General features: G+C 74.2%; 24 protein-coding genes. 18 read left to right on the forward strand and 6 right to left on the reverse strand.

Translation table 11 applies throughout. The annotated features are described in order from the left end of the window. Window positions 1–25: 25 nt before the first annotated feature. From PKE99_RS26595 to hisI, 6 genes are all read left to right on the forward strand, one after another. Window positions 26–919 carry a LysR family transcriptional regulator gene (locus tag PKE99_RS26595; protein ID WP_037041365.1) on the forward strand — a complete coding sequence of 298 codons (894 nt, stop codon included), beginning with the start codon at window positions 26–28 and terminating at the stop codon, window positions 917–919. Between the two features lie 41 nt (window positions 920–960). Next, window positions 961–1,596, forward strand: coding sequence for an imidazole glycerol phosphate synthase subunit HisH (gene hisH / locus PKE99_RS26600; RefSeq protein WP_037041367.1), 636 nt, complete (start codon window positions 961–963; stop codon window positions 1,594–1,596). A gap of 5 nt (window positions 1,597–1,601) precedes the next feature. Beyond that, complete coding sequence (locus PKE99_RS26605) at window positions 1,602–1,934, forward strand: hypothetical protein (RefSeq protein ID WP_037041369.1); 333 nt, start codon at window positions 1,602–1,604, stop codon at window positions 1,932–1,934. A gap of 116 nt (window positions 1,935–2,050) precedes the next feature. Then, complete coding sequence (gene priA, locus PKE99_RS26610) at window positions 2,051–2,776, forward strand: bifunctional 1-(5-phosphoribosyl)-5-((5-phosphoribosylamino)methylideneamino)imidazole-4-carboxamide isomerase/phosphoribosylanthranilate isomerase PriA (protein ID WP_037041371.1); 726 nt, start codon at window positions 2,051–2,053, stop codon at window positions 2,774–2,776. Next, entirely contained in the window at window positions 2,776–3,546 is a 771-nt protein-coding gene (gene hisF, locus PKE99_RS26615) for an imidazole glycerol phosphate synthase subunit HisF (protein ID WP_037041373.1), read from the forward strand. The genes priA and hisF overlap by 1 nt, the downstream gene beginning before the upstream one ends. Further along, window positions 3,543–3,893 (forward strand): phosphoribosyl-AMP cyclohydrolase, encoded by a 351-nt coding sequence (hisI, locus tag PKE99_RS26620; protein WP_037041374.1) that lies wholly within the window; start codon window positions 3,543–3,545, stop codon window positions 3,891–3,893. Before hisF ends, hisI begins: the two co-directional genes overlap by 4 nt. Before the next feature lie 47 nt (window positions 3,894–3,940). On the opposite strand, the gene PKE99_RS26625 is transcribed toward hisI, so the two are convergent. Together PKE99_RS26625 and PKE99_RS26630 are read right to left on the reverse strand one after the other, a co-directional pair. Continuing rightward, window positions 3,941–4,834 carry an oxygenase MpaB family protein gene (locus PKE99_RS26625; RefSeq protein WP_231498053.1) on the reverse strand — a complete coding sequence of 298 codons (894 nt, stop codon included), beginning with the start codon at window positions 4,832–4,834 and terminating at the stop codon, window positions 3,941–3,943. 146 nt (window positions 4,835–4,980) lie between these two features. Continuing rightward, window positions 4,981–5,616: a TetR/AcrR family transcriptional regulator gene (locus PKE99_RS26630; protein WP_037041375.1), complete on the reverse strand. Its 636-nt coding sequence runs from the start codon at window positions 5,614–5,616 to the stop codon at window positions 4,981–4,983. A gap of 60 nt (window positions 5,617–5,676) precedes the next feature. On the opposite strand from PKE99_RS26630, the gene PKE99_RS26635 reads away from it, so the two are divergent. From PKE99_RS26635 to PKE99_RS26665, 7 genes are all read left to right on the forward strand, one after another. Continuing rightward, window positions 5,677–7,263, forward strand: a complete 1,587-nt coding sequence (locus PKE99_RS26635) for an anthranilate synthase component I (RefSeq protein ID WP_231498054.1) — start codon at window positions 5,677–5,679, stop codon at window positions 7,261–7,263. After that, complete coding sequence (locus PKE99_RS26640) at window positions 7,256–7,933, forward strand: Trp biosynthesis-associated membrane protein (RefSeq protein ID WP_051736862.1); 678 nt, start codon at window positions 7,256–7,258, stop codon at window positions 7,931–7,933. The genes PKE99_RS26635 and PKE99_RS26640 overlap by 8 nt, the downstream gene beginning before the upstream one ends. Before the next feature lie 67 nt (window positions 7,934–8,000). Further along, window positions 8,001–8,828, forward strand: a complete 828-nt coding sequence (gene trpC, locus PKE99_RS26645; protein WP_037041802.1) for an indole-3-glycerol phosphate synthase TrpC — start codon at window positions 8,001–8,003, stop codon at window positions 8,826–8,828. A 50-nt stretch (window positions 8,829–8,878) separates the two neighbouring features. Further along, the gene (gene trpB, locus PKE99_RS26650; protein WP_231498069.1) at window positions 8,879–10,195 is read left to right on the forward strand and encodes a tryptophan synthase subunit beta; all 1,317 of its coding nucleotides are present in this window, start codon (window positions 8,879–8,881) and stop codon (window positions 10,193–10,195) included. Beyond that, the gene (gene trpA, locus PKE99_RS26655; RefSeq protein WP_037041378.1) at window positions 10,192–10,998 is read left to right on the forward strand and encodes a tryptophan synthase subunit alpha; all 807 of its coding nucleotides are present in this window, start codon (window positions 10,192–10,194) and stop codon (window positions 10,996–10,998) included. Before trpB ends, trpA begins: the two co-directional genes overlap by 4 nt. A 94-nt stretch (window positions 10,999–11,092) precedes the next feature. Continuing rightward, entirely contained in the window at window positions 11,093–12,067 is a 975-nt protein-coding gene (gene lgt, locus PKE99_RS26660) for a prolipoprotein diacylglyceryl transferase (RefSeq protein ID WP_081923807.1), read from the forward strand. Further along, on the forward strand, window positions 12,064–12,714 hold the full coding sequence (locus PKE99_RS26665) for a DUF2461 domain-containing protein (protein WP_037041380.1): 651 nt from the start codon (window positions 12,064–12,066) through the stop codon (window positions 12,712–12,714). Before lgt ends, PKE99_RS26665 begins: the two co-directional genes overlap by 4 nt. On the opposite strand, the gene PKE99_RS26670 is transcribed toward PKE99_RS26665, so the two are convergent. After that, a complete protein-coding gene (locus tag PKE99_RS26670; RefSeq protein WP_037041381.1) occupies window positions 12,711–13,055 on the reverse strand; it encodes a VanZ family protein in 345 nt (114 codons plus the stop codon). The two genes, PKE99_RS26665 and PKE99_RS26670, sit on opposite strands and share 4 nt — an antisense overlap. Window positions 13,056–13,108: 53 nt before the next feature. On the opposite strand from PKE99_RS26670, the gene pyk reads away from it, so the two are divergent. The 4 genes from pyk to PKE99_RS26690 are packed head-to-tail and all read left to right on the forward strand — an operon-like array spanning window position 13,109 to window position 17,318. After that, window positions 13,109–14,530, forward strand: coding sequence for a pyruvate kinase (gene pyk / locus PKE99_RS26675; RefSeq protein ID WP_037041382.1), 1,422 nt, complete (start codon window positions 13,109–13,111; stop codon window positions 14,528–14,530). A gap of 52 nt (window positions 14,531–14,582) precedes the next feature. Continuing rightward, the gene (locus PKE99_RS26680) at window positions 14,583–15,458 is read left to right on the forward strand and encodes an acyl-CoA thioesterase (protein ID WP_081923808.1); all 876 of its coding nucleotides are present in this window, start codon (window positions 14,583–14,585) and stop codon (window positions 15,456–15,458) included. A 49-nt stretch (window positions 15,459–15,507) separates the two neighbouring features. Further along, window positions 15,508–16,833: an O-acetylhomoserine aminocarboxypropyltransferase/cysteine synthase family protein gene (locus tag PKE99_RS26685; protein ID WP_051736864.1), complete on the forward strand. Its 1,326-nt coding sequence runs from the start codon at window positions 15,508–15,510 to the stop codon at window positions 16,831–16,833. Further along, window positions 16,830–17,318: a CoA-binding protein gene (locus tag PKE99_RS26690; protein ID WP_037041383.1), complete on the forward strand. Its 489-nt coding sequence runs from the start codon at window positions 16,830–16,832 to the stop codon at window positions 17,316–17,318. The genes PKE99_RS26685 and PKE99_RS26690 overlap by 4 nt, the downstream gene beginning before the upstream one ends. A gap of 6 nt (window positions 17,319–17,324) precedes the next feature. Here the strand turns inward: PKE99_RS26690 and PKE99_RS26695 are convergent, their stop codons facing one another. Continuing rightward, window positions 17,325–17,654, reverse strand: coding sequence for a hypothetical protein (locus PKE99_RS26695; protein ID WP_037041385.1), 330 nt, complete (start codon window positions 17,652–17,654; stop codon window positions 17,325–17,327). A gap of 10 nt (window positions 17,655–17,664) precedes the next feature. Continuing rightward, window positions 17,665–18,810: a DUF418 domain-containing protein gene (locus PKE99_RS26700; RefSeq protein ID WP_037041386.1), complete on the reverse strand. Its 1,146-nt coding sequence runs from the start codon at window positions 18,808–18,810 to the stop codon at window positions 17,665–17,667. Between the two features lie 163 nt (window positions 18,811–18,973). On the opposite strand from PKE99_RS26700, the gene PKE99_RS26705 reads away from it, so the two are divergent. Beyond that, a complete protein-coding gene (locus PKE99_RS26705; protein ID WP_037041387.1) occupies window positions 18,974–19,957 on the forward strand; it encodes a malate dehydrogenase in 984 nt (327 codons plus the stop codon). An 88-nt stretch (window positions 19,958–20,045) separates the two neighbouring features. On the opposite strand, the gene treZ is transcribed toward PKE99_RS26705, so the two are convergent. Continuing rightward, complete coding sequence (gene treZ, locus PKE99_RS26710) at window positions 20,046–21,788, reverse strand: malto-oligosyltrehalose trehalohydrolase (RefSeq protein WP_037041389.1); 1,743 nt, start codon at window positions 21,786–21,788, stop codon at window positions 20,046–20,048. Window positions 21,789–21,908: the final 120 nt, after the last annotated feature.

Below are 21,908 nucleotides of genomic sequence, written 5' to 3' on the forward strand. Positions count from 1 at the left end.
CCACCGACCGACCAGGATGGGGGCGATGGACGCCCGGCACCTCCGTTACTTCCTGGCCGTGGTCGACCACGGTGGGTTCCACCGCGCGGCCGAGGCGCTGTCCGTCGGGCAACCCACGCTGACCCAGGCGGTCGCGGCGCTGGAGCGCGAGCTGCGCACCGCGCTCTTCCACCACGTCGGGGCGGACGTCGTGCTCACGGAGGCCGGCCGCGCGCTCGTCGGGCCGGCCCGGGAGGTCGGGCACGGGCTGGAGGTGGCCCGCGCGGCGGTCGAGGCGGTCGAGGGGCTGCGCGCCGGGCGCGTGGAGATCGTCGCGACGCCCTCGGAGGCGGTGTCGCCGCTCGCCGGGACCATCGCCCGGTTCTGCGCGGCCTACCCGCAGGTGCGAGTGGTGGTGCGGGCCGCGTTCACCGCCGACGAGGTGATCACCGCCGTCCGGTCGGGTGCCACCGAGCTCGGCCTGCTCGCCAGCGCGCGGCCCATCCACGCGACCGGGCTGGACCTGCATCCGGTCGCGCGTCAGCGGTTCGTCCTGGTCACGGCCCCGGAGTCGGGCCTCGCCGGGCCCGTGCGGCCCGACCAGCTCGAGGGCCGCCGCCTGATCGGCGGGCCGCCCGCCACCACCATGCGGTCCGTGGTCGACGGCCTCGAGCGGCACGGGGCCGTGATCGCGGCGGAGTGCGAGCACCGGGAGGCGATCCTGCCGCTGGTGCTCGCCGGGGTCGGGATGGCCGTGCTTCCCGACTCCTGGCGTGAGCTGGCGGAGCGGGCCGGCGCCCGCGTCGTCGAGCTGGAGCCGCCCGCGCACCTGGACATCGCCTACGTCAGCCGCACCGGCGCCGTCACCGCGGCCGCCCGCACCTTCCTCGAACAGGCCACCCTGCGGACCCACCGGCCCGCGCCCGTCGACGCCTGCTGACCCGGCCGGGCGGCGCCGCGGCGGTCCGTACACTTGGGGGCGTGTCGCGGATCGTCGTGCTGGACTACGGATCGGGGAACCTGCGGTCGGCCGAGCGCGCGCTGCGGCGGGTGGGGGCGGACGTCACCGTCACCTCCGACTTCGACGCCGCCTGCGAGGCCGACGGGCTGGTCGTCCCCGGCGTCGGTGCCTTCGCGCACTGCATGGAGGGCCTCCACGCGGTGCGCGGCCCGCAGATCATCGGCCGCCGCCTGGCCGGCGGGCGCCCGGTGCTCGGGATCTGCGTCGGCATGCAGGTGATGTTCGACCGCGGCGTCGAGTTCGGCGTGGAGGCCGACGGGTGCGGGCAGTGGCCGGGCACCGTCGAGCGGCTGAAGGCGGACGTGCTGCCGCACATGGGCTGGAACACGGTGCGCGCCCCCGCGGGGTCCACCCTGTTCAGCGGGCTCGACGCCGACACCCGCTTCTACTTCGTGCACTCCTTCGCCGCCCGCCGGTGGGAGCTGGAGGAGTCGCACGCGATCCGGCCGCCGCTGGTCACCTGGGCGAACCACGGCGAGGACTTCGTCGCCGCCGTCGAGAACGGGCCGCTCGCCGCCACCCAGTTCCACCCGGAGAAGTCCGGCGACGCGGGCGCGCAGGTGCTCGCGAACTGGCTGCGCGACGTGGTCGGCTGACCCCCGTGGCCCCCCCGCGGCGGAGGACGGCGAGCCGGAAGCGCACGTCCCCGCGGCGCACGACCACGGGGCGCACGACCACGGGGCGCTCCCGCCGCCGGACCACCACCCGCCGGCGCACGTCGACCGCGAGCTCGCTGGGCACGGTCGTCGGCGCCGCGCTGGCCGGCGTGATCGCGGCCGCGCTGGGCGGGCTGGCGTGGTGGGGCTGGGTGCTGCTGATCGTCGTCGGGCTGCTGGTGGGGCTCGGGTACGCCGCGGTGCGCGGCCGCCGGTCCCTCGCCGCCGAGCAGGTCCCGGACGGGCCGGAGCCCTCGGGCGGCGCCGACCCCGCCTGATCGCTCCCGGGCAGGCACGGTCGGTTCCCGACTCTCTGCGTCCGTCAACGGTGATCACGGGTGGTGCACGGCAGCGCGGCGCCGAGGACACGGAGCCCGGTGGGTAGGCTCGTGCGGTGAGTTTCACGCTTCTTCCCGCTGTGGACGTCGCCGACGGGCAGGCCGTGCGCCTGGTCCAGGGCGAGGCCGGCACCGAGACCTCCTACGGCGCGCCGCGTGAGGCGGCGTTGAAGTGGCAGGAGGACGGCGCCGAGTGGATCCATCTCGTCGACCTCGACGCGGCCTTCGGCAAGGGCTCGAACGCGGAGCTGCTGGCCGCCGTCGTCGGTGAGCTGGACGTCAAGGTGGAGCTGTCCGGCGGGATCCGGGACGACGAGTCGCTGGCCCGCGCCCTGTCCACCGGCTGCGCCCGGGTCAACCTCGGGACGGCTGCGCTGGAGAACCCGGAGTGGTGCGCGAAGGTCTGCGCGGAGCACGGCGAGAAGATCGCCGTCGGGCTGGACGTGAAGATCTCCGGCGGGCAGCATCGCCTCGCGGCCCGCGGTTGGACGCAGGACGGCGGCGACCTCTGGGAGACCCTGGCCCGCATGGACCGCGACGGCGTGTCGCGGTACATCGTCACGGACGTGTCCAAGGACGGGACGCTGCAGGGGCCGAACATCGAGCTGCTCAAGCAGGTCGCGGCGAAGACCCCGGCGCCGGTGGTCGCGTCCGGCGGGATCTCGGAGATCAAGGACCTCGTCGCGCTGGCGGAGACCGGGGTGATCGAGGGTTCGATCGTGGGCAAGGCCCTGTACGCCGGGCGGTTCACGCTGCCCGAGGCCCTCGCGGCGGTTCGCTAGTGGGCGTCGCGGTCCGCGTCATCCCCTGCCTGGACGTCGACGCCGGGCGGGTGGTGAAGGGCGTCAACTTCAAGGAGCTGCGCGACGCCGGCGACCCGGTCGAGATGGCCGCGGTCTACGACGCCGAGGGCGCCGACGAGCTCACGTTCCTCGACGTCACGGCGTCGTCCGGGGAGCGGGCGACGATGGTCGACGTCGTCCGGCGCACCGCCGAGCAGGTCTTCATCCCGCTCACCGTCGGGGGCGGCATCCGCACGCCCGACGACGTCGACCGCATGCTCCGCGCCGGCGCGGACAAGGTGAGCGTGAACACCGCCGCGATCGCGCGGCCGGAGCTGCTGGGCGAGATGGCGCGGCGGTTCGGCTCGCAGTGCATCGTGCTGTCGGTCGACGCGCGCCGCGTGGTCGACGGGCCGCCCACGCCGTCGACCTTCGAGGTCACCACGCACGGCGGGCGCACGGGCACCGGGATCGATGCCGTCGAGTGGGCCGCGCGCGGCCAGGAGCTCGGCGTCGGCGAGATCCTGCTCAACTCGATGGACGCCGACGGCACCCGCGCCGGCTTCGACCTCGAGCTGATCGAGAAGGTGCGCCGCGTGGTCGACGTGCCGGTGATCGCCTCGGGCGGCGCGGGCGCGCTGGAGCACTTCCCGCCGGCGGTCCGCGCGGGCGCCGACGCGGTGCTCGCCGCGAGCGTGTTCCACTTCGGGCAGCTGCGGATCGGCGAGGTCAAGGACGTGCTGCGCGCCGACCACGTGGAGATCCGATGAGGGTCGAGACCTCCGAGCTGGACCCCGCGATCGCGAAGCGGCTCAAGCGCGACGCGGACGGGCTGGTGTGCGCGGTCGTGCAGCAGCGCGGCACCAACGAGGTCCTGATGGTCGCGTGGATGGACGACGAGGCGTTGCACCGCACCCTCACCACGCGCCGCGGCACGTACTGGTCGCGCTCGCGGCAGGACTACTGGGTGAAGGGTGAGACCTCCGGACACGTCCAGCAGGTCCACGAGGTCCGGCTGGACTGCGACGGCGACACCCTGCTCGTCGTCGTCGACCAGGAGGGCGCGGCCTGCCACACCGGCGACCACACCTGCTTCGACGCCGACCGCCTGCTCTGACTCTGTGAGTGGCGATGGTCGCTATGGCGACTATCGCCACTCACAGCTCAGCCGGACATCACCCAGCGGATGCCCCGCGTGACGCCCTCGCCGGCCAGGCGGACGACCGTCGCCTCGGCGACGGGCAGGTAGGGCAGCCGCAGCGGGCCGCGCGCCCACCGGGGCAGCAACGCGACGGCCGCGGCCGCGAGCAGCGCGTACGGCGCCCGGGCGGGCAGCGCGAGCGGCGGCCTGAACAGCAGGAACCGGGCCGCGGACCGCGCCTCGGGGGTACCGCGCAACTCCGGGCGGAACGTCCGGAGGCGCGCCGCGAGCTCCGCCTCGCTCTCCGGCGGGTCGACGACGCCGAGCTCCCGGGCGACGCGGGCGGTGTCGGCGACGTAGCCGTCCCGGCCCTCCCGGTCCAGCGGCCGCGACCCGTACCGCTGGTGGGCGCGCAGGAAGCTGTCGATCTCGGCGATGTGCACCCACTCCAGCAGGTGCGGGTCCCCGGCGGAGTAGGGCCGGCCGTCGGGCGCGACCCCGCGGACCCGGCCGTGCACGGCCTTGATCCGCTCGATCGTGGCGCGGGCCTCGTCGTCGGGCCCGAAGGTCGTGGCGGCGAGGAAGTAGCTGGTGCGGGCGAGGCGCCCCCACGGGTCGCCGCGGTAGCCCGAGTGCCCAGCGACCCCGGCCATCGCCAACGGGTGCAACGACTGCAGCAGCAGCGCCCGCAGCCCGCCGACGAACATCGACGCGTCGCCGTGCACCCGCCGGATCGGGCGGTCCTCGGCGAACCAGCGCGGGCCGGGCGCCGAGTGGATCCGTGCGCGACGGTTCGGCCCCTCGTCGCCGGCGACCTTCTGGAAGACGTCCGCGCCGAGCCGCGCCCGCAGGCCCGCGACCCGGTCCGCGAGGGCGGCGGACACGTCCCCCAGCCCGGGAACCTGCAGATCGACCACGAGATCCATCATGCGGCCCCGCCGCGGACCCGGCCACCCGATCGTGGCGTCCGTGGGCCACCGGCCGCTGGTTCGCGTCCCCGCGAGATCCAGCACCCCGCCCGAGCCGCGCCGCTCGCGGACCCCGCGCGACGATCAGGCTCGGGCTACGACCGGCCCACCGACCCGTCCACCGCCGACCCGTCGGGCAGTGGCCCGGTGAGGTACCGCTGCACCGTGGGGCCGACCTGTGCGACCAGGGTCGCGTGCGACGCGGAGGCCAGCGGCTCGAGCTGCACGACGTACCGGATCATCCCCAGCCCGATGACCTGCGACGCGACCAGCGCCGCCCGCTCCTCGGCCCGGTCCGGCGCCACCCGCCCGACGAGCGGCCCGATGACCACCCGGACGATGAACTCGCGCATCATCCGCGCCGCCGCGGGATGCCCGGCCACGCTGCGGATCAGCGTGACGAGAGCGCCGCCCGACGCCTCGTCCCACACCCGCAGGAACATCGCGACGATCCGCTCGCCGAGCTGCTCGGGGTCGCCGGGCTCGACGGTCGCGACGATCGCGGACGGGTCGACCGGCACGTCGAGCGACGCCGTGAACAGCTGGGCCTTGCCCCCGAACCAGTGGTTGACCATGGCAGCGTCGACGCCGGCCCGCTCGGCGATCCGGCGGACGGTGGCGCCGTCGTAGCCCCGTTCGGCGAACTCGACGCGCGCGGCCGTGAGCAGGGCGGCGCGCGTGTCCTCGCCGGAGGTGCGGCGGCCGCGGCGGCGCGGTTCGCGGGTGGTCACGGGGCCATCTTCACCCTCCCCGCCGTCACCCCACCCACCCGGCACGGGAGAATGAGCCCCGTGACCGCAGCCACCACGAGCCCCACCGCACCTCCCGCCGCGCTGGGAGCGGTCAGCCCCACCCGCGAGGAGTTCCGCGCGCTGGCCGAGAACCACCGGGTGATCCCGGTGACCCGCCGGTTGCTGGCCGACGACGAGTCGCCGGTCGGCGTCTACCGCAAGCTCGCCGCCCCGGACGGCCGCGCCCGTCCCGGCACCTTCCTCTTCGAGTCCGCCGAGAACGGGCGCTCCTGGTCGCGCTGGTCGTTCGTCGGTGCGCGCTCCGCCGCCTCGCTGACCACGGTCGACGGGCGGATCCGCTGGACCGGCGAGGTCCCCGACCACCTGCCCACCGAGGGCGACGTGCTGGAGGCGGTCCGCGGCGTCGTCGAGGAGCTGCAGAGCGAGCCGCTGCCGGGCATGCCGCCGCTGACCGGCGGGCTCGTCGGGTACATGGGCTACGACATCGTCCGCCGGATCGAGCGGATCGGCAGCGAGGAGAACCCGCCGGTCGACGACCTGCGCATCCCCGAGCTGGTCCTGCTGCTGGCCACGGACCTCGCCGCCGTCGACCACCACGAGGGCACGATCACGCTGATCGCCAACGCGATCAACTGGGACGACTCGGACGAGCGCGTCGACGAGGCCTACGACGACGCCGTGGCCCGGCTGGACCGGATGACCGCCGAGCTGGCCGCGCCCGCTGCGTCGACCGTCGCGGTGTTCAGCGCGGTGTCCCCGGACTTCGAGCGCAAGCGCACCCAGGCCGAGCACTTCGCCGCCGTCGAGGTGGCGAAGGAGCAGATCCGTGCGGGGGAGTGCTTCCAGATCGTCGTCTCGCAGCGCTTCGAGATGGACTGCGGGGCAGACCCGCTCGACGTGTACCGGGTGCTGCGCACCACCAACCCCAGCCCGTACATGTACCTGCTGAACATCGAGGACGAGTCGGGCGGCAGCCCGTTCACGATCGTCGGGTCCAGCCCGGAGGCGCTGGTCACGGTGGCCGACCGGCAGGCCACCACGCACCCCATCGCCGGGACGCGTTGGCGCGGCGCCACCGACGAGGAGGACGAGCTGCTGGAGAAGGACCTCCGGCACGACGAGAAGGAGCGCTCCGAGCACGTCATGCTCGTCGACCTGGGCCGCAACGACCTGGGCCGGGTCTGCGAGCCGGGCACGGTGAAGGTGCGCAACTTCTTCTCCGTGGAGCGCTACAGCCACGTCATGCACCTGGTCTCCACGGTCACCGGGACCCTGCGGGAGGACAAGAACGCGGTCGACGCCGTGCTCTCCTGCTTCCCCGCGGGCACCCTGTCCGGCGCGCCGAAGGTCCGCGCGATGCAGGTGATCGACGAGCTCGAACCCACCCGCCGCGGCCTCTACGGCGGGATCGTCGGGTACCTCGACTTCGCCGGCAACGCCGACACCGCCATCGCCATCCGGACCGCCCTGATCCGGGACGGCCGGGCGTACGTGCAGGCGGGCGGCGGGATCGTCGCCGACTCGGACCCGCAGGCCGAGGACACCGAATGCCTCAACAAGGCCCGGGCGGTGCTGTCCGCGGTCGCGACCGCGGCCACCCTGGGCCGCCCGGGCGGGCATGCCTGACACGCCCGCCCCCGCCCGCAGCGGCCGGCTGTTCCTCCTGACGGCCGCGCTGCTGCTCCTCGGTGCGCTCGGGCTGTGGGGGACGACCCGGCTGGACTGGGCGTCCACGCAGGTCGAGGTGGCCGGGCACGGGGCGACCGGGGCGGTGCCGGTCGCGGCCACCGGCGCACAGATCGCACCGGCGCTGCTCGGGCTGGCCGCGCTCGCGGTCGCGGCGGTGGCCGCGGCGATCGCGGTGTCGGGCGCCGTGCGGCGGGTCCTCGGTGTGATCGTGGCGCTGGCCGGCGGCTACGGCGCCTACGCCGCGGTGTCGGGCTGGTTGCGCCCGCCGACCGCGTCGGAGCTGCCCGCGCTGGTGGGCAGCGCGGCCGCGGGGGCGACCACGGCACCCGGCGCCTCGGTGTCCACCACGGCCGCCCCGCTGCTCGGGGTGCTCGGCGGGCTGCTGGTCGTGGCCGGGGGTGTGCTGCTGGTGGTGGCCGACCGGCGGCTGCCACGGATGGGTGCGCGGTACGACGCCCCGGGCGCGCCGCGCCGCCCGGCCGACCCCGAGCGGGCGGCCTGGGACGAGCTCGACTCCGGTGTCGACCCGACCACGGAGGGTGCGTTCGCGCGGGACCGTGGGCCGGACGGCGGCCCCCGGCCCGGCCGCCCGCACGGCACGGAATAGCATGGTCGGAACGCCTGGTAGGCCCGAACCCGGAAGGGGAGTGCGCCCCGTGGGCGAGCACGGTGAGGTGAGTGCGGGAGTCCGGCCCAGCGTCCTGGACTCCATCGTGGAGGGTGTCCGGGAGGACCTCGCGGCCCGGGAGGCCGCGGTGGACTTCGCGGAGATCAAACGGCGGGCCGCCGCGGCGGCGCCGCCGAAGGACGTCATGGCCGCGTTGAACGAGCCCGGTGTCGGGGTCATCGCCGAGGTCAAGCGGCGCAGCCCGTCGAAGGGCGCGCTCGCGACGATCCCGGACCCGGCCGTCCTGGCCAAGGCGTACGCCGAGAACGGCGCGCGGGTGATCAGCGTGCTCACCGAGCAGCGCCGGTTCGGCGGCAGCCTCGACGACCTGGCCGCCGTGCGCGCCGCCGTCGACGTCTGCGTGCTGCGCAAGGACTTCGTCGTCACGCCGTACCAGGTGCACGAGGCGCGGGCCTACGGCGCGGACCTGGTGCTGCTGATCGTGGCGGCCCTGGAGCAGCCGGTCCTGGAGTCGCTGCTGGACCGCGTGGAGTCCCTCGGGATGACCGCGCTGGTCGAGGTGCACACCGAGGAGGAGGCCGACCGGGCGCTCGAGGCCGGGGCGAAGGTCATCGGCGTCAACGCGCGGGACCTCAAGACCCTCGAGGTCGACCTGGGCATCTTCGGGCGGCTGGCCCCCGGGCTCCCCAACGACGTGCTGCGCGTGGCCGAGTCGGGCGTGCGCGGTCCGGGTGACCTGCTCACCTACGCGGGCTGGGGCGCCGACGCGGTGCTCGTCGGCGAGGGCCTCGTGACCAGCGGGGATCCGGGCGCGGCCGTCCGGGCGCTGGTGGCTGCGGGCTTCCACCCGTCGTGCTCCAGAATGGTGCGGTGAGTTCCTCCACGAGCGTCCGGGCGAGCAGCCGGGTCACCGCCAGTCAGGGCATCGAGACGCCGTCGGGCCACGAGCCCGACGGGCGCGGCCACTTCGGCCGCTACGGGGGGCGATGGGTCCCCGAGGCCCTGGTCGCGGCGCTCGACGAGCTGGAGACGGCCTACGAGAAGGCCCGGCACGATCCCGAGTTCCTCACCGAGCTGGACCGGCTGCACCGTGACTACACCGGGCGGCCGTCCCCGCTGACGGACGTGCCGAAGCTCTCGCGGCACGCCGGCGGCGCCCGGATCCTGCTCAAGCGCGAGGACCTGAACCACACCGGCTCCCACAAGATCAACAACGTGCTCGGCCAGGCGCTGCTCACCAAGCGGATGGGCAAGGAGCGGGTGATCGCCGAGACCGGGGCGGGCCAGCACGGGGTCGCCACGGCGACCGCGTGCGCACTGCTGGACCTCGAGTGCGTGGTCTACATGGGCGAGGTCGACACCCGCCGGCAGGCGCTCAACGTGGCCCGGATGCGGCTGCTCGGCGCCACCGTGATCCCGGTGAAGACCGGCTCGCGCACGCTGAAGGACGCGATCAACGAGGCGCTGCGGGACTGGGTCACCAACGTCGACTCGACGCACTACCTGCTCGGCACGGTCGCCGGCCCGCACCCGTTCCCGCAGATGGTGCGGGACTTCCACCGGGTGATCGGGCTCGAGGCCCGGGCCCAGGTGCTCGAGCGGACCGGCCGGCTGCCCACCGCCGTCGCCGCGTGCGTGGGCGGCGGGTCCAACGCGATCGGGATCTTCCACGCCTTCATCGACGACCCGGGCGTCCGGCTCGTCGGGTTCGAGCCCGGTGGCGACGGCGTCGAGACCGGCCGGCACGGGGCGACCCTGTCCGAGGGGTCGCCGGGCGCGCTGCACGGCGCCTTCTCGTACCTGCTGCAGGACGAGGACGGGCAGACCGCGGAGTCGTACTCGATCTCGGCGGGGCTGGACTACCCGGGCGTCGGGCCGGAGCACGCGCTGCTCAAGGACCTCGGCCGCGCCGAGTACCAGCCGGTGACCGACGCGGAGGCGATGGACGCGTTCGCGCTGCTCTGCCGCACCGAGGGGATCATCCCGGCCATCGAGTCGGCGCACGCCGTGGCCGGCGCGCTGCGGCTGGGCCAGGAGCTGGGGCCCGACGCGGTGATCCTGGTGAACCTCTCCGGCCGCGGCGACAAGGACGTCGACACCGCCGCGAAGTGGTTCGGGATGATCGGGCAGGACGAGAGCGCCGAGGCGGCCGACGGCACGGCCATCGCCGAGGGCCGTACCGAGCAGCCGACCGGCTCCTTCGCGGACGCCGGCAGCGAGACCGAGGGGATCCAGGCGTGAGCGGCCGATCTGTCGCCGACGTGTTCGCGAAGTGCCGCGCCGAGGGCCGCGGCGCCCTGGTCGGCTACCTGCCGGCGGGGTACCCGACGGTCGACGAGGGGGTGGAGCTGCTCGCCGCGATGAGCGAGGGCGGCTGCGACCTGCTCGAGGTCGGCGTGCCGTACTCGGACCCGGTGATGGACGGGCCCACGATCCAGGCCGCCGCGGACACCGCGCTGCGCAACGGGTTCCGGCTGCGGGACGTGTTCAGCACGGTCGAGCGCGTCACGGCGGCGGGGGGCAACTGCGTCGTGATGACCTACTTCAACCCGGTGCTGCGCTACGGGGTGGACCGCTTCGCCGCGGACCTCGCCGCCGCCGGCGGGCTCGGCCTGATCACGCCGGACCTGATCCCGGACGAGGCCGACGAGTGGTTCGCCGCCTCGGACAAGTACGGGCTGTCCCGGACCTTCCTGGTGTCGCCGTCGTCGACGGACGAGCGGATCGCCTCGACCACCGCCGCCTCCAGCGGCTTCGTGTACGCGACCTCGATCATGGGCGTGACGGGCGCGCGGGACTCGGTGAACTCGGCCGCCGGCGAGATCGTCGGCCGGACCCGGCCGCACACCTCGCTGCCGATCGGCGTCGGGCTCGGGGTGCGCAACGCCGACCAGGCCGCCGAGATCGCGGGCTTCGCCGACGGCGTCATCGTCGGCTCGGCCTTCGTCTCCGCCGCGGAGAAGGGCGGGCCCGACGCGGTCCGCGACCTCGCCCGGGAGCTCGCCGCCGGCGTCGCGCGGGCGGGGCTGCCGCAGCGGGCCTGAGGCCGCCCGGGGCCGCGCGTTGCGCGCGGTCCCGGAGTGCCGCCGGGGGAGGTGGGGGAGCCGCTCCCCTCCGAGCCCGCGCTACGGTGGCCGCGTGAGCGCCCTCGCGAGCAGCACCGTGCTGGCCTACCTCCCCAGCCCGGACCGCGGCGTCTGGCATCTCGGGCCGATCCCGATCCGGGCGTACGCGCTCTGCATCATCGCCGGGATCGTCGTCGCGATCTGGTGGGGCGAGAAGCGGTTCGTCGCGCGCGGCGGTCCGGCCGGCACGGTCGTCGACGTCGCGGTGTGGGCGGTGCCGTTCGGCCTGATCGGCGGGCGGCTCTACCACGTCGCCACCGACTGGCGGACCTACTTCGGCCCCGGCGGCGACCCGGTCAACGCGCTCAAGATCTGGGAGGGCGGCCTCGGGATCTGGGGGGCGATCGCGCTCGGCGCGGTCGGGGCCTGGATCGGCTGCCGGCGGCGCGGCATCCCGCTGCCCTTCTTCGCCGACGCGGTCGCGCCCGGGATCGTCGTCGCGCAGGCGATCGGCCGGCTGGGCAACTACTTCAACCAGGAGCTCTACGGCGCCCCGACGACGTTGCCGTGGGGCCTGGAGATCTACGAGCGGGTCGACCCGGCGACCGGCGCGTCGGACCCGCTGGGCGGCGTGGCCGTCGACACCGCGAACCCGATCGCGATCGTGCAGCCCACGTTCCTGTACGAGCTCATCTGGAACCTGGCCGTCGCCGCGGTGATCGTGTGGGCGGACCGGCGCTTCAGGCTCGGCCACGGCCGTGTCTTCGCGCTCTACGTCGCCGGCTACACGCTCGGCCGGTTCTTCATCGAGCTCATGCGCACCGACCCCGCCACGCGCGTGTTCGGCGACATCCGGATCAACGTCGTCGTCTCGGCGCTGGTGTTCGTCCTGGCGGTGCTCTACGTGGCGCTGGTCCGCAAGCCGCGCGAGGTGCTGCCGCCCGAGATCGCGAACCCCGACGGGGCGCGCACCGAGGAGACCGACCGGCCGGCCGGGTCCGCCGACGCGGACGTGCCGGAGGGCCGGGCGGGCGACCGGACGCCGTGACCACCTCGGCGACGCGCTTCGACGGCTTCGGCGACGGCGCCGTCGAGTTCTACGACGGTCTGCTGGCGGACAACAGCAAGGCGTACTGGACCGACCAGCGCGAGGTCTACGAGGCGCACGTCCGCGCGCCGATGACGGCCCTGCTCGCCGAGCTCGAGGAGGAGTTCGGGCCGGGCAAGATCTTCCGCCCGTACCGGGACGTCCGGTTCGCGAAGGACAAGTCGCCGTACAAGACCCACTGCGGCGGCTTCGCCCCGCCGTACTACGTCCAGGTCGGCCCCGACGGGCTGCTCGCCGCGGCCGGGTACTACGGCATGGCTCCGGACCAGGTCGCGCGCTACCGCACCGCGGTCGACGACGAGCGCCGCGGCGAGGCGCTGCGCGGCATCCTGCAGGCTGCGGAGAAGGCCGGGCTGACGGTCGGCGGGGAGCAGCTGCGCACCCGGCCGAAGGGCACCGACCCGGACCACCCGCGACTCGACCTGCTGCGGCACAAGGGCCTCATGGTCGCCCGCCGCTGGCCCCCGGACGACGCGCTGCACGAGCGGACCTGCCTCGACCGGGTCCGCCGCACCTGGCGGGCCGCCCGCCCGCTCGCGGAGTGGCTCGCCGACCATGTCGGCCCGAGCGAGCAACCCCGCCGCTAGGGCCGGTCCTGCTGCCGGCGCGCCCGCCGCGCCAGCAGCTCGTGCAGGGCGACCCCGATCGACACGCCCACGCAGTCCACGACCGCGTCGAGCACCTCGGGGCTGCGCCCGATCGGCAGCAGGCCCTGCAGGACCTCGGAGATCCCGGCGTACCCGGCGAGCGCGAGGACCAGTGGGAGCGGCGGGACGCCCGCCCACCGACCGGTGAGGCCCAGCAGGGCGAACACACCCAGATGGACGAGCTTGTCGACGCCGGGCGGGGCAGTGGGCACCCCGGAGGCCGGGAGGAACAGCACCAGCAGGCTGACCAGCACCGCAAGGGCGAAACTCAGCCGTCGCACTGTTCGACTTCCTCCTACCTGATCGTTACAGACAGCGCGCTACGCTTGGCCTCGTGACCCGTCGCACCAAGATCGTCTGCACCATCGGGCCGGCCACCGCCACGCCCGACCGTATCCGGGAGCTGGTCGCTGCCGGCATGGACGTCGCCCGGCTCAACTTCAGCCACGGCACGCGGGACGACCACAAGCGCGTGTACCAGATGGTGCGCGACGCGGCCGACGCCGAGGGCCGCGCCGTCGGCATCCTCGCCGACCTGCAGGGGCCGAAGATCCGGCTCGGCACGTTCACCGACGGCCCGACCGAGTGGCAGACCGGCGAGGAGGTGCGGATCACCGTCCAGGACTGCGCCGGCACCCACGACCGCGTCTCCACCACCTACAAGGGCCTGGCCCGGGACGCCCGCGCGGGCGACCGGCTGCTGGTCGACGACGGCAAGGTCGGCCTGCGCGTGGTCGAGGTCGAGGGCGACGACGTGGTCTGCCGGGTCACCGAGGGCGGCCCGGTGTCCAACAACAAGGGCATCTCGCTGCCCGGCATGAACGTCTCGGTGCCGGCCCTGAGCGAGAAGGACATCGCGGACCTGGAGTTCGCGCTCAAGCTGTCCGTCGACGTGATCGCGCTGAGCTTCGTGCGCAGCCCCGCGGACATCGACGGCGTGCACCGGATCATGGAGAAGGTCGGGGTCAAGCTCCCGGTCGTCGCCAAGCTGGAGAAGCCGGAGGCCGTCGACAACCTCGAGGCCATCGTGCTGGCGTTCGACGGCGTGATGGTCGCCCGCGGCGACCTGGGCGTGGAGCTGCCGCTGGAGAACGTGCCGCTGGTGCAGAAGCGCGCGATCCAGATCGCCCGCGAGAACGCCAAGCCGGTCATCGTGGCCACCCAGATGCTGGACTCGATGATCACGAACTCGCGGCCGACCCGCGCCGAGGCCTCCGACGTGGCCAACGCGGTGCTCGACGGGGCCGACGCGCTGATGCTCTCCGGCGAGACCGGCGTCGGCCGCTACCCGATCAAGACGGTCCGCACGATGAGCACGATCATCGAGGCCGTCGAGGCGGGCCCGGCGAACGTGCCGCCGCTGAACCACGTGCCGCGCACCAAGCGGGGCGTGCTCTCCTACGCCGCGCGGGACATCGGCGAGCGCCTCTCGGCCCGCGCGCTGGTCGCCTTCTCGCAGTCCGGCGACACCGTGCGCCGGCTCGCCCGGCTGCACACCCGGCTGCCGCTGCTGGCCTTCACCCCGGCCCCCGAGGTGCGCAGCCAGCTGGCGATGACCTGGGGCGTCGAGACGTTCCTGGTCGAGGCCGTCGACTCCACGGACGCGATGGTCCGCCAGGTCGACCACGCCATGCTCTCGATCGGCCGGTTCCAGCCGGGCGACCTCGTCGTGATCGTCGCGGGCTCGCCGCCCTCGACCGTCGGCTCGACCAACCTCATCCGCGTCCACCGGCTGGGCGAGGAGGACCACGCCTGAGGCCCGGGTGCGGGAGGATCCCGGCGTGACCGAACCTTCCGCTCCCGGGATCATGCTGGACGTCGACGGTGTGCCGCGCGGACAGGGCGTCCTCGACGAGCTGATGCGGCTGCTCGAGCTGGAGCAGCTCGAGGTGGACCTGTTCCGCGGCACCAGCCCGGCGACCTCGCCCGTCCGCGTGTTCGGCGGGCAGGTCGCGGCGCAGGCGCTGGTCGCCGCGGGCCGCACGATCGAGCCGGACCGCGGGGTGCACTCGTTGCACGCCTACTTCATCCGGGGCGGCGACCCGGGCCGGCCGATCGTGTTCCGCACCGAGCGGGTCCGCGACGGTCGCTCGTTCAGCACCCGCCGGGTGCTCGCGATCCAGGGCGGCGAGGCGATCTTCGCGTTGTCGGCGTCGTTCCAGCTCGCGCAGGAGGGGCTGGAACACTCCGTGCCGATGAGCGACGGGGTGCCGACCCCGGACGAGCTGCCCAGCATCGGTGACCGGGTGGTGTCCGGGGCCGGCGCCGCCTGGATCGAGCGGGTGCCGCGCTCACTGGACATCCGGTTCGTCGACGAGCCGGTGTGGACCGAGGACCGGGTGGCGACCGACGACCCGTTGCGCGCCTGGATGAAGGCCGACGGACGGCTGCCCGACGACCCGCTGCGGCACGTCTGCCTGCTCACCTACATCTCCGACCTCACCCTGCTCGGCTCGGTGGTGGGGCGCCACGACCTGACGAGCACGTCCGTGCAGATGGCGAGCCTCGACCACGCCATGTGGTTCCACCAGCCCTTCCGTGCCGACGAGTGGCTGCTCTACGAGTGCTGGAGCCCCGCCGCGTCGGGCGGGCGCGGGCTGGCGCAGGGCCGCTTCTTCACCCGGGACGGCCGGCTGGTGGCCAGCACCATGCAGGAGGGCCTGGTCCGCCTCCCGCGGCGGTGACCGGTCGGTCGGGGCGACGGCCGTCGATCCGGCGAGGCAGGATGGGCGCATGAGCGACGACATCGGGGACGGCAGGGAGCGCCGGGACCGCGCCTGGGGCTTCCACACCCGGGCGGTGCACGCCGGGGCGGTGCCGGACTCGGCCGTGGGCGCCCGGGCGGTCCCGATCTACCAGTCGACGAGCTTCGTCTTCGAGGACACCCAGGACGCGGCGAGCCTGTTCGCGCTGCAGAAGTACGGGCTGATCTACAGCCGGATCGGCAACCCGACCGTCTCGGTGCTGGAGGAGCGGCTCGCGAGCCTCGACGGCGGCATCGGTGCGGTGGCCACCGCCAGCGGGCAGGCTGCGGAGTTCCTCACCTTCGCCTGCCTGGCCGGGGCGGGGGACCACGGCGTCGCCGCGTCGGGCCTGTACGGCGGCACGATCACGCAGCTCGACGTCACGCTGCGCCGGTTCGGCGTCGACACGACGTTCGTCCCGGGCGGCGCCCCGGCGGACTACGCCGCGGCGATCACGGAGAAGACCAGGTTCGTGTTCACCGAGGTCGTCTCCAACCCCGGCGGCGAGGTGGCGGACCTGGCCGGGCTGGCCGACGTCGCGCACGCCGCGGGCGTGCCGCTGATCGTCGACGCCACGCTGGCCACGCCGTACCTCTGCCGGCCGATCGAGCACGGCGCCGACATCGTGATCCACTCCGCGACCAAGTTCCTGGGCGGACACGGGACCACGCTCGGCGGCGTCGTCGTCGAGTCCGGGCGGTTCGACTGGGGCAACGGCCGGTTCCCGTCAATGACCGAGCCGGTGCCCAGCTACGGCGGGCTCACCTGGTGGGGCAACTTCCAGGAGCTCGGGTTCCTCACCAAGCTCCGCGCCGAGCAGCTGCGGGACGTCGGGCCGACCCTGGCCCCGCACTCGGCGTTCCTGCTGCTCCAGGGCGTGGAGACGCTGCCCCTCCGGATGCGGGCGCACGTCGCGAACGCGCAGCGCGTCGCGGAGTGGCTGCACGCCGACCCCCGCGTGGAGTACGTGCGGTACGCCGGGCTGCCCGACCACCCGCACCACGAGCGGGCGCGCCGGTACCTGCCCGAGGGCCCGGGCGCGGTGTTCAGCTTCGGGGTGAAGGGCGGCCGCGCGGCCGGCGCGCGGTTCATCGAGTCCGTGCGGCTGTGCAGCCACCTGGCCAACGTCGGCGACGCCCGCACCCTCGTGCTGCACCCGGGCTCCACCACCCACCAGCAGCTGACCGCCGGGCAGCTGGAGGCGGCCGGGGTGCCCGAGGACCTGATCCGGATCAGCGTCGGGCTCGAGGACGCGGACGACATCATCTGGGACCTCGACCAGGCGCTGGCCGAGGCCGCGAAGGAGAGCGCATGAGCTGGCAGAACCCGTCGGCGCTGGAGCGGCAGCGGATCCTGCGCGACACCCGCACGGTCGCGATGGTGGGCGCCTCGCCCAACCCCGCGCGGGCGTCGAACTTCGTGGCGACCTACCTCCTGTCGAGCACCGACTACGAGGTGTGGTTCGTGAACCCGAACGCCACCGAGATCCTCGGCCGCCCCGTGTACCCGTCGCTGGCGGACTGCCCGGGCGTGCCCGACCTCGTCGACACCTTCCGTCGCCCCCAGGACCTGCCCGGCGTGCTCGACGAGGTGCTGGCGCTCGGGTCGGACGCGCAGGGCGTGCAGACGTGGTGGCTGCAGTTCGGGCTGTGGGACGAGGACCTGGCGGCGAAGGCCGGGGCCGCGGGCGTGACCGTCGTGATGGACCGGTGCCTGAAGGTGGAGCACGCCCGGTTCGCCGGCGGCCTGCACCTGGCCGGCTTCGACACCGGGGTGATCAGCTCCCGGCGACGGACCTAGCCGCGGTCAGTGGAAGAGCAGGCGGTCCAGGATCAGGGTGACCGCCCGCAGCACCCAGAAGGCCGGCGCGGCGAGGAGGAAGAGCTTCCAGAGCTCGGGCCAGCCCCGCCGGCGGGCCGCGTACCAGGTGGGCCACGCGGCGAGCACGGCGGCGATGAGGATCCAGCCGACCTGGATCAGCAGGCCCGTGGCCCCGCCGGTCCCGCCGAACACGACCTGCAGGGCGAAGGCGACCACGCCCCAGCCGAGCGCACCGAAGAGGGCCCGGTAGTAGGGGACGTCCGCCACCGGGGCCGGCTCGCTCGCCTGCTTCGCCCTGCTGTCCCGCTTCGCCACGGGGCCGACCCTATCCGGCCTGGTCAGCGCCCGGACGTGCAGGTCGGGGCCCGTAGGTGAGCCGCCGCAGCAGGACCTCGGCGGGTCCGCGGCGGCCCGCCCGGTCCAGCAGGGTCGCGGCCAGCACGGACGCCACCCAGGTCGCGACGGCGAGCAGCGCCGCGCCGGCCACGCCGATCCGGGCACCCCACCCCAGCGCCCACGCCGGCAGCAGCGCGCAGAACACCACGGACTGGGCGAGGTAGAAGGTCAACGAGCAGCGGCCCGTCGCGACCAGGGCCCGCCCGACGGGACCGACGGCGCGCGTGGCGAGCAGGCCGAACAGGGCGGCGTACCCGACGCCGCCGGCGAGCCCGCCCACCGCGTGCAGCAGGCCGAGCAGGGCCGACAGCCCCACCGAGGGCCGCCACCAGCCCGCCGCGACCACCGCGAGCGGGAGCCCGGCGACCACTGCGACGGTCAGCCCGCCCACGGCCGCCCGGACGAGGGTGCGGCGGTGCCGCTCCGGCTCGTCGAGCAGCCTGCGGCGCGCGGCCAGGGCGCCGACGGCGAGCATCCCGACGGTGAACAGGGCCGCCGACAGCGTGCCGCCGATCCACTCGCCGACGTGCAGGCCCAGCGCCGTGCGCACGTCGGGCGCGGCGACCGAGGGCAACGTGAGCGCCCCCGTCCGCAGCCCGGTGCCCGCACCGAGCAGGACGGTGATCGCCACCCCGACGGCGGCGATCGTCCGCAGCGTGACCTCGGTGCCGCGGACGAGGAACCCGGCCAGCAGGACCAGCAGCAGCCCGTAGGCACCGACGATGTCGCCGGGGAACAGCAGGATCCCGTGCGCGGCGCCGATGACGATCATCCACGCGCCGCGGCGGCGCAGCAGCCGGACGGCCGCCCCCTCGTCCTCCCGCCGGCGGGCGAGCTGGACCGCCCCGTAGCCGACGAGCAGGGCGAACAGCGGGTAGGCGCGCCCGTCGACCAGCAGCATCTGCAGCAAGGTGACCACCCCGCCGACGGGCCCCGGCTCGTCCGGGTACCCGCGCACCCCGGGCGCGGCCAGCAGGAACAGGTGCACGTTGGCCAGCGCGATCAGCAGCAGCATCGCGCCCCGGGCGAGGTCGGGGGCGACCGCCCGGGCGGACAGCGGCAGGGGAGCGGTCACGCCCGGATCATCCCGCGGCGTCCGGTCCACCGGCCACCGGGGCACACCGGCGGCGCGGGGCGCCGTGGGCGGCGGCGCGCGGGTCGGAGGTCACACCGAACGTGCCGCCACCAGGGTGATCCCCGTCGCGGCGCACCCGCGGAGGGAGGGCTAGCCTCACGGCGTGTCCACTCCTGTCACCGTCACTGTCACCGGAGCCGCTGGCCAGATCGGTTACGCGCTGCTCTTCCGGATCGCCTCCGGGCAGCTCCTGGGGTCCGACACCCCGGTGAAGCTGAACCTGCTGGAGATCCCGCAGGCCGTCAAGGCCGCCGAGGGCACCGCCATGGAGCTGAGCGACGGCGCCTTCCCGCTGCTGGCCGGCGTCGACATCTTCGACGACGCCACCAAGGCCTTCGACGGGACGAACGTCGCCCTGCTCGTCGGCGCCCGCCCGCGCACGAAGGGCATGGAGCGCGGCGACCTGCTCGAGGCCAACGGCGGGATCTTCGCCCCGCAGGGCAAGGCCATCAACGCGGGCGCCGCGGACGACATCAAGGTCCTGGTCGTCGGCAACCCGGCCAACACCAACGCCCTCATCGCGCAGAGCGCCGCGCCGGACGTCCCGGCCGAGCGGTTCACCGCGATGACCCGCCTCGACCACAACCGCGCGCTCGCGCAGCTGTCGGGCAAGCTGGGCGTGCCGGTCTCCGAGATCTCGAAGATGACGATCTGGGGCAACCACTCCGCCACCCAGTACCCGGACCTCTACCACGCCGAGGTCGGCGGCAAGATCGCCGCCGAGCAGGTGGAGGAGTCCTGGCTGCGGGACGAGTTCATCCCGACCGTGGCCAGGCGCGGCGCGGCGATCATCGAGGCCCGCGGCGCGTCGTCCGCGGCCTCGGCGGCCTCGGCGGCGATCGACCACGTGTACACCTGGGTCAACGGCACCCCCGAGGGGGACTGGACCTCGATGGCCGTCCCGTCCGACGGGTCCTACGGCGTGGCCGAGGGCATCATCTCGTCCTTCCCGGTCACCACCAAGAACGGCAAGTACGAGATCGTGCAGGGCCTGGAGATCAACGACTTCTCCCGCGAGAAGATCGACGCCTCCGTGGCCGAGCTGGTCGAGGAGCGCGAGGCCGTCAAGGGCCTGGGTCTGATCTGAGCGGCGTCATCTGACCGCCCACAGCCGAACGAACGGCACTTTCGCTCACACCTGGTGAGCGAGAGTGCCGTTCGTGCCTTCGGGGGTGCTACTCGGCGAGCACCGCGATCGCGAAGGACTCGCCGGGCAGCGTGATGTCCGACTGCTCGCTGGCCGTGGGCTCGCTGGCCAGCAGGATCCGGGTGACGGTGGCGCCCAGGTCGAGCGCGACCTCCTCCGGGCCGAGGTTGACCAGCACCCGCAGCCGGCCGCGGTGGATGACGAGCGTGCGGGCCTCGGGGTGGACGTCGACCGCCACCTCGTCGAGCCACGGGTCGGAGAGCTCCGGCCACGCCTTGCGGATGGCGATGAGCTCCTTGTGCATCGCGAGCAGGGTCGCGTGCGGCTCCTGCTCGTGTTCGGTCCAGTCGAGCTTGGAGTCGAGGAAGGTCGACTCGGCGTTCGGGTCGGGGACCTCGACGTCACCCCAGCCGTGCTCGGCGAACTCCGCGGTGCGGCCCTTGCGGACGGCCTCGCGCAGCCCCTCGTCGGGGAAGTAGGAGAAGAACTGCCACGGCGTGCGGGCGCCCCACTCCTCGCCCATGAACAGCATCGGTGTGAACGGCGAGGTGAACAGGATCGCCGCGCCGCAGGCGAGGATGCCGGGCGAGAGCAGCTGGGTGAGCCGGTCGCCGGTGGCCCGGTTGCCGATCTGGTCGTGGTTCTGCAGGTACGTCACGAACCGGTGCCCCGGGATCCGCGCGGTGTCGACGGGGGCGCCGTGCGTCCGCTTCCGGAAGCTCGACCAGGTGCCCTCGTGCAGGAACCCGCGGGTGAGTACGTGCGCCAGGCCCGCGAGGTCGGCCTCGGCGAAGTCCGAGTAGTAGCCCTGCCCCTCGCCGGTGAGCACGCTGTGCAGGCAGTGGTGGATGTCGTCCGTCCACTGGGCGGTCATTCCGAGCCCGCCGCCCTCGCGCGCGGTGATCATCTTCGGGTCGTTGAGGTCCGACTCCGCGACGAGCGACAGCGGCCGGCCGACGTGCGCCTCGAGCGCCGCCACCTCGACGGCGAGCTGCTCGAGGACGTGCTGGGCGCGGGTGTCCCGCAGCGCGTGCACGGCGTCGATCCGCAGTCCGTCGACGTGGAAGTCGCGCAGCCACATCAGGGCGTTGTCGATGGCGAACCGGCGCACCTCGTCCGACCACGGGCCGTCGAGGTTGAGCGACGGCCCCCAGATGTTGCTGCCCGCGAAGTACGGGCCGAACCTGTCGAGGTAGGCACCCGACGGACCGAGGTGGTTGTAGACGACGTCGAGGACCACCCCGAGCCCGCGGGCGTGCGCGGCGTCGACGAACCGCTTGAAGCCGTCCGGGCCGCCGTAGTTCTCGGTGACGGCGTACCAGCCGACGCCGTCGTACCCCCAGTTCCGGGGCCCGTCGACGGCGTTGACGGGCAACACCTCGACCATGTCGATCCCGAGCGCGACCAGGTGGTCGAGCTTCTCGATCGCGGAGTCGAAGGTGCCCTCGTCGGTGAAGGTGCCGATGTGGCACTCGTAGAGCACGCTGCCGGCCAGCGTGCGGCCGGTCCAGGCCTGGTCGGTCCACCAGAAGGAGTTCTGGTCGTAGCGGCGCGAGGCCGAGTGGACGCCGTTGGGCTGCCACGTCGAGCGCGGGTCGGGCAGGGGCGTCGGATCGTCGTCGACGAGGAAGGCGTAGGCCGAGCCCGGGCCGTTGTCCTCGACGTCGGCGCGCCACCAGCCGCCCGTCTCCCGCCGCATCGCGTAGGTCTCGCCGTCCACCAGGACCCGGACCTTGTCCTTCTCCGGCGCCCACACCGCGTAGTCAGCCACGGGGGAATCCTGCCGAATGGGCGGCCGGTGCGCCCGCGGGGGCCACGTGACACGCGGCGCAACGCCCGCGACGGGGCTCGTGACGGGGGCCGACGGGCGGTGCGGCCGGTTCCCGCCGCC

The organism is Pseudonocardia halophobica, assembly GCF_027922425.1.
GTDB classification, from domain to species: domain Bacteria; phylum Actinomycetota; class Actinomycetes; order Mycobacteriales; family Pseudonocardiaceae; genus Pseudonocardia; species Pseudonocardia halophobica.

What these genes read in the sequence shown, in the direction of transcription:
- PKE99_RS26595 (WP_037041365.1), top strand. Translation starts at nt 26, where the DNA reads ATGGACGCCCGGCACCTCCGTTACTTCCTGGCCGTGGTCGACCACGGT.
- hisI (WP_037041374.1), top strand. Translation starts at nt 3,543, where the DNA reads ATGAGGGTCGAGACCTCCGAGCTGGACCCCGCGATCGCGAAGCGGCTC.
- PKE99_RS26640 (WP_051736862.1), top strand. Translation starts at nt 7,256, where the DNA reads ATGCCTGACACGCCCGCCCCCGCCCGCAGCGGCCGGCTGTTCCTCCTG.
- PKE99_RS26680 (WP_081923808.1), top strand. Translation starts at nt 14,583, where the DNA reads ATGCTGGACGTCGACGGTGTGCCGCGCGGACAGGGCGTCCTCGACGAG.
- PKE99_RS26685 (WP_051736864.1), top strand. Translation starts at nt 15,508, where the DNA reads ATGAGCGACGACATCGGGGACGGCAGGGAGCGCCGGGACCGCGCCTGG.
- PKE99_RS26690 (WP_037041383.1), top strand. Translation starts at nt 16,830, where the DNA reads ATGAGCTGGCAGAACCCGTCGGCGCTGGAGCGGCAGCGGATCCTGCGC.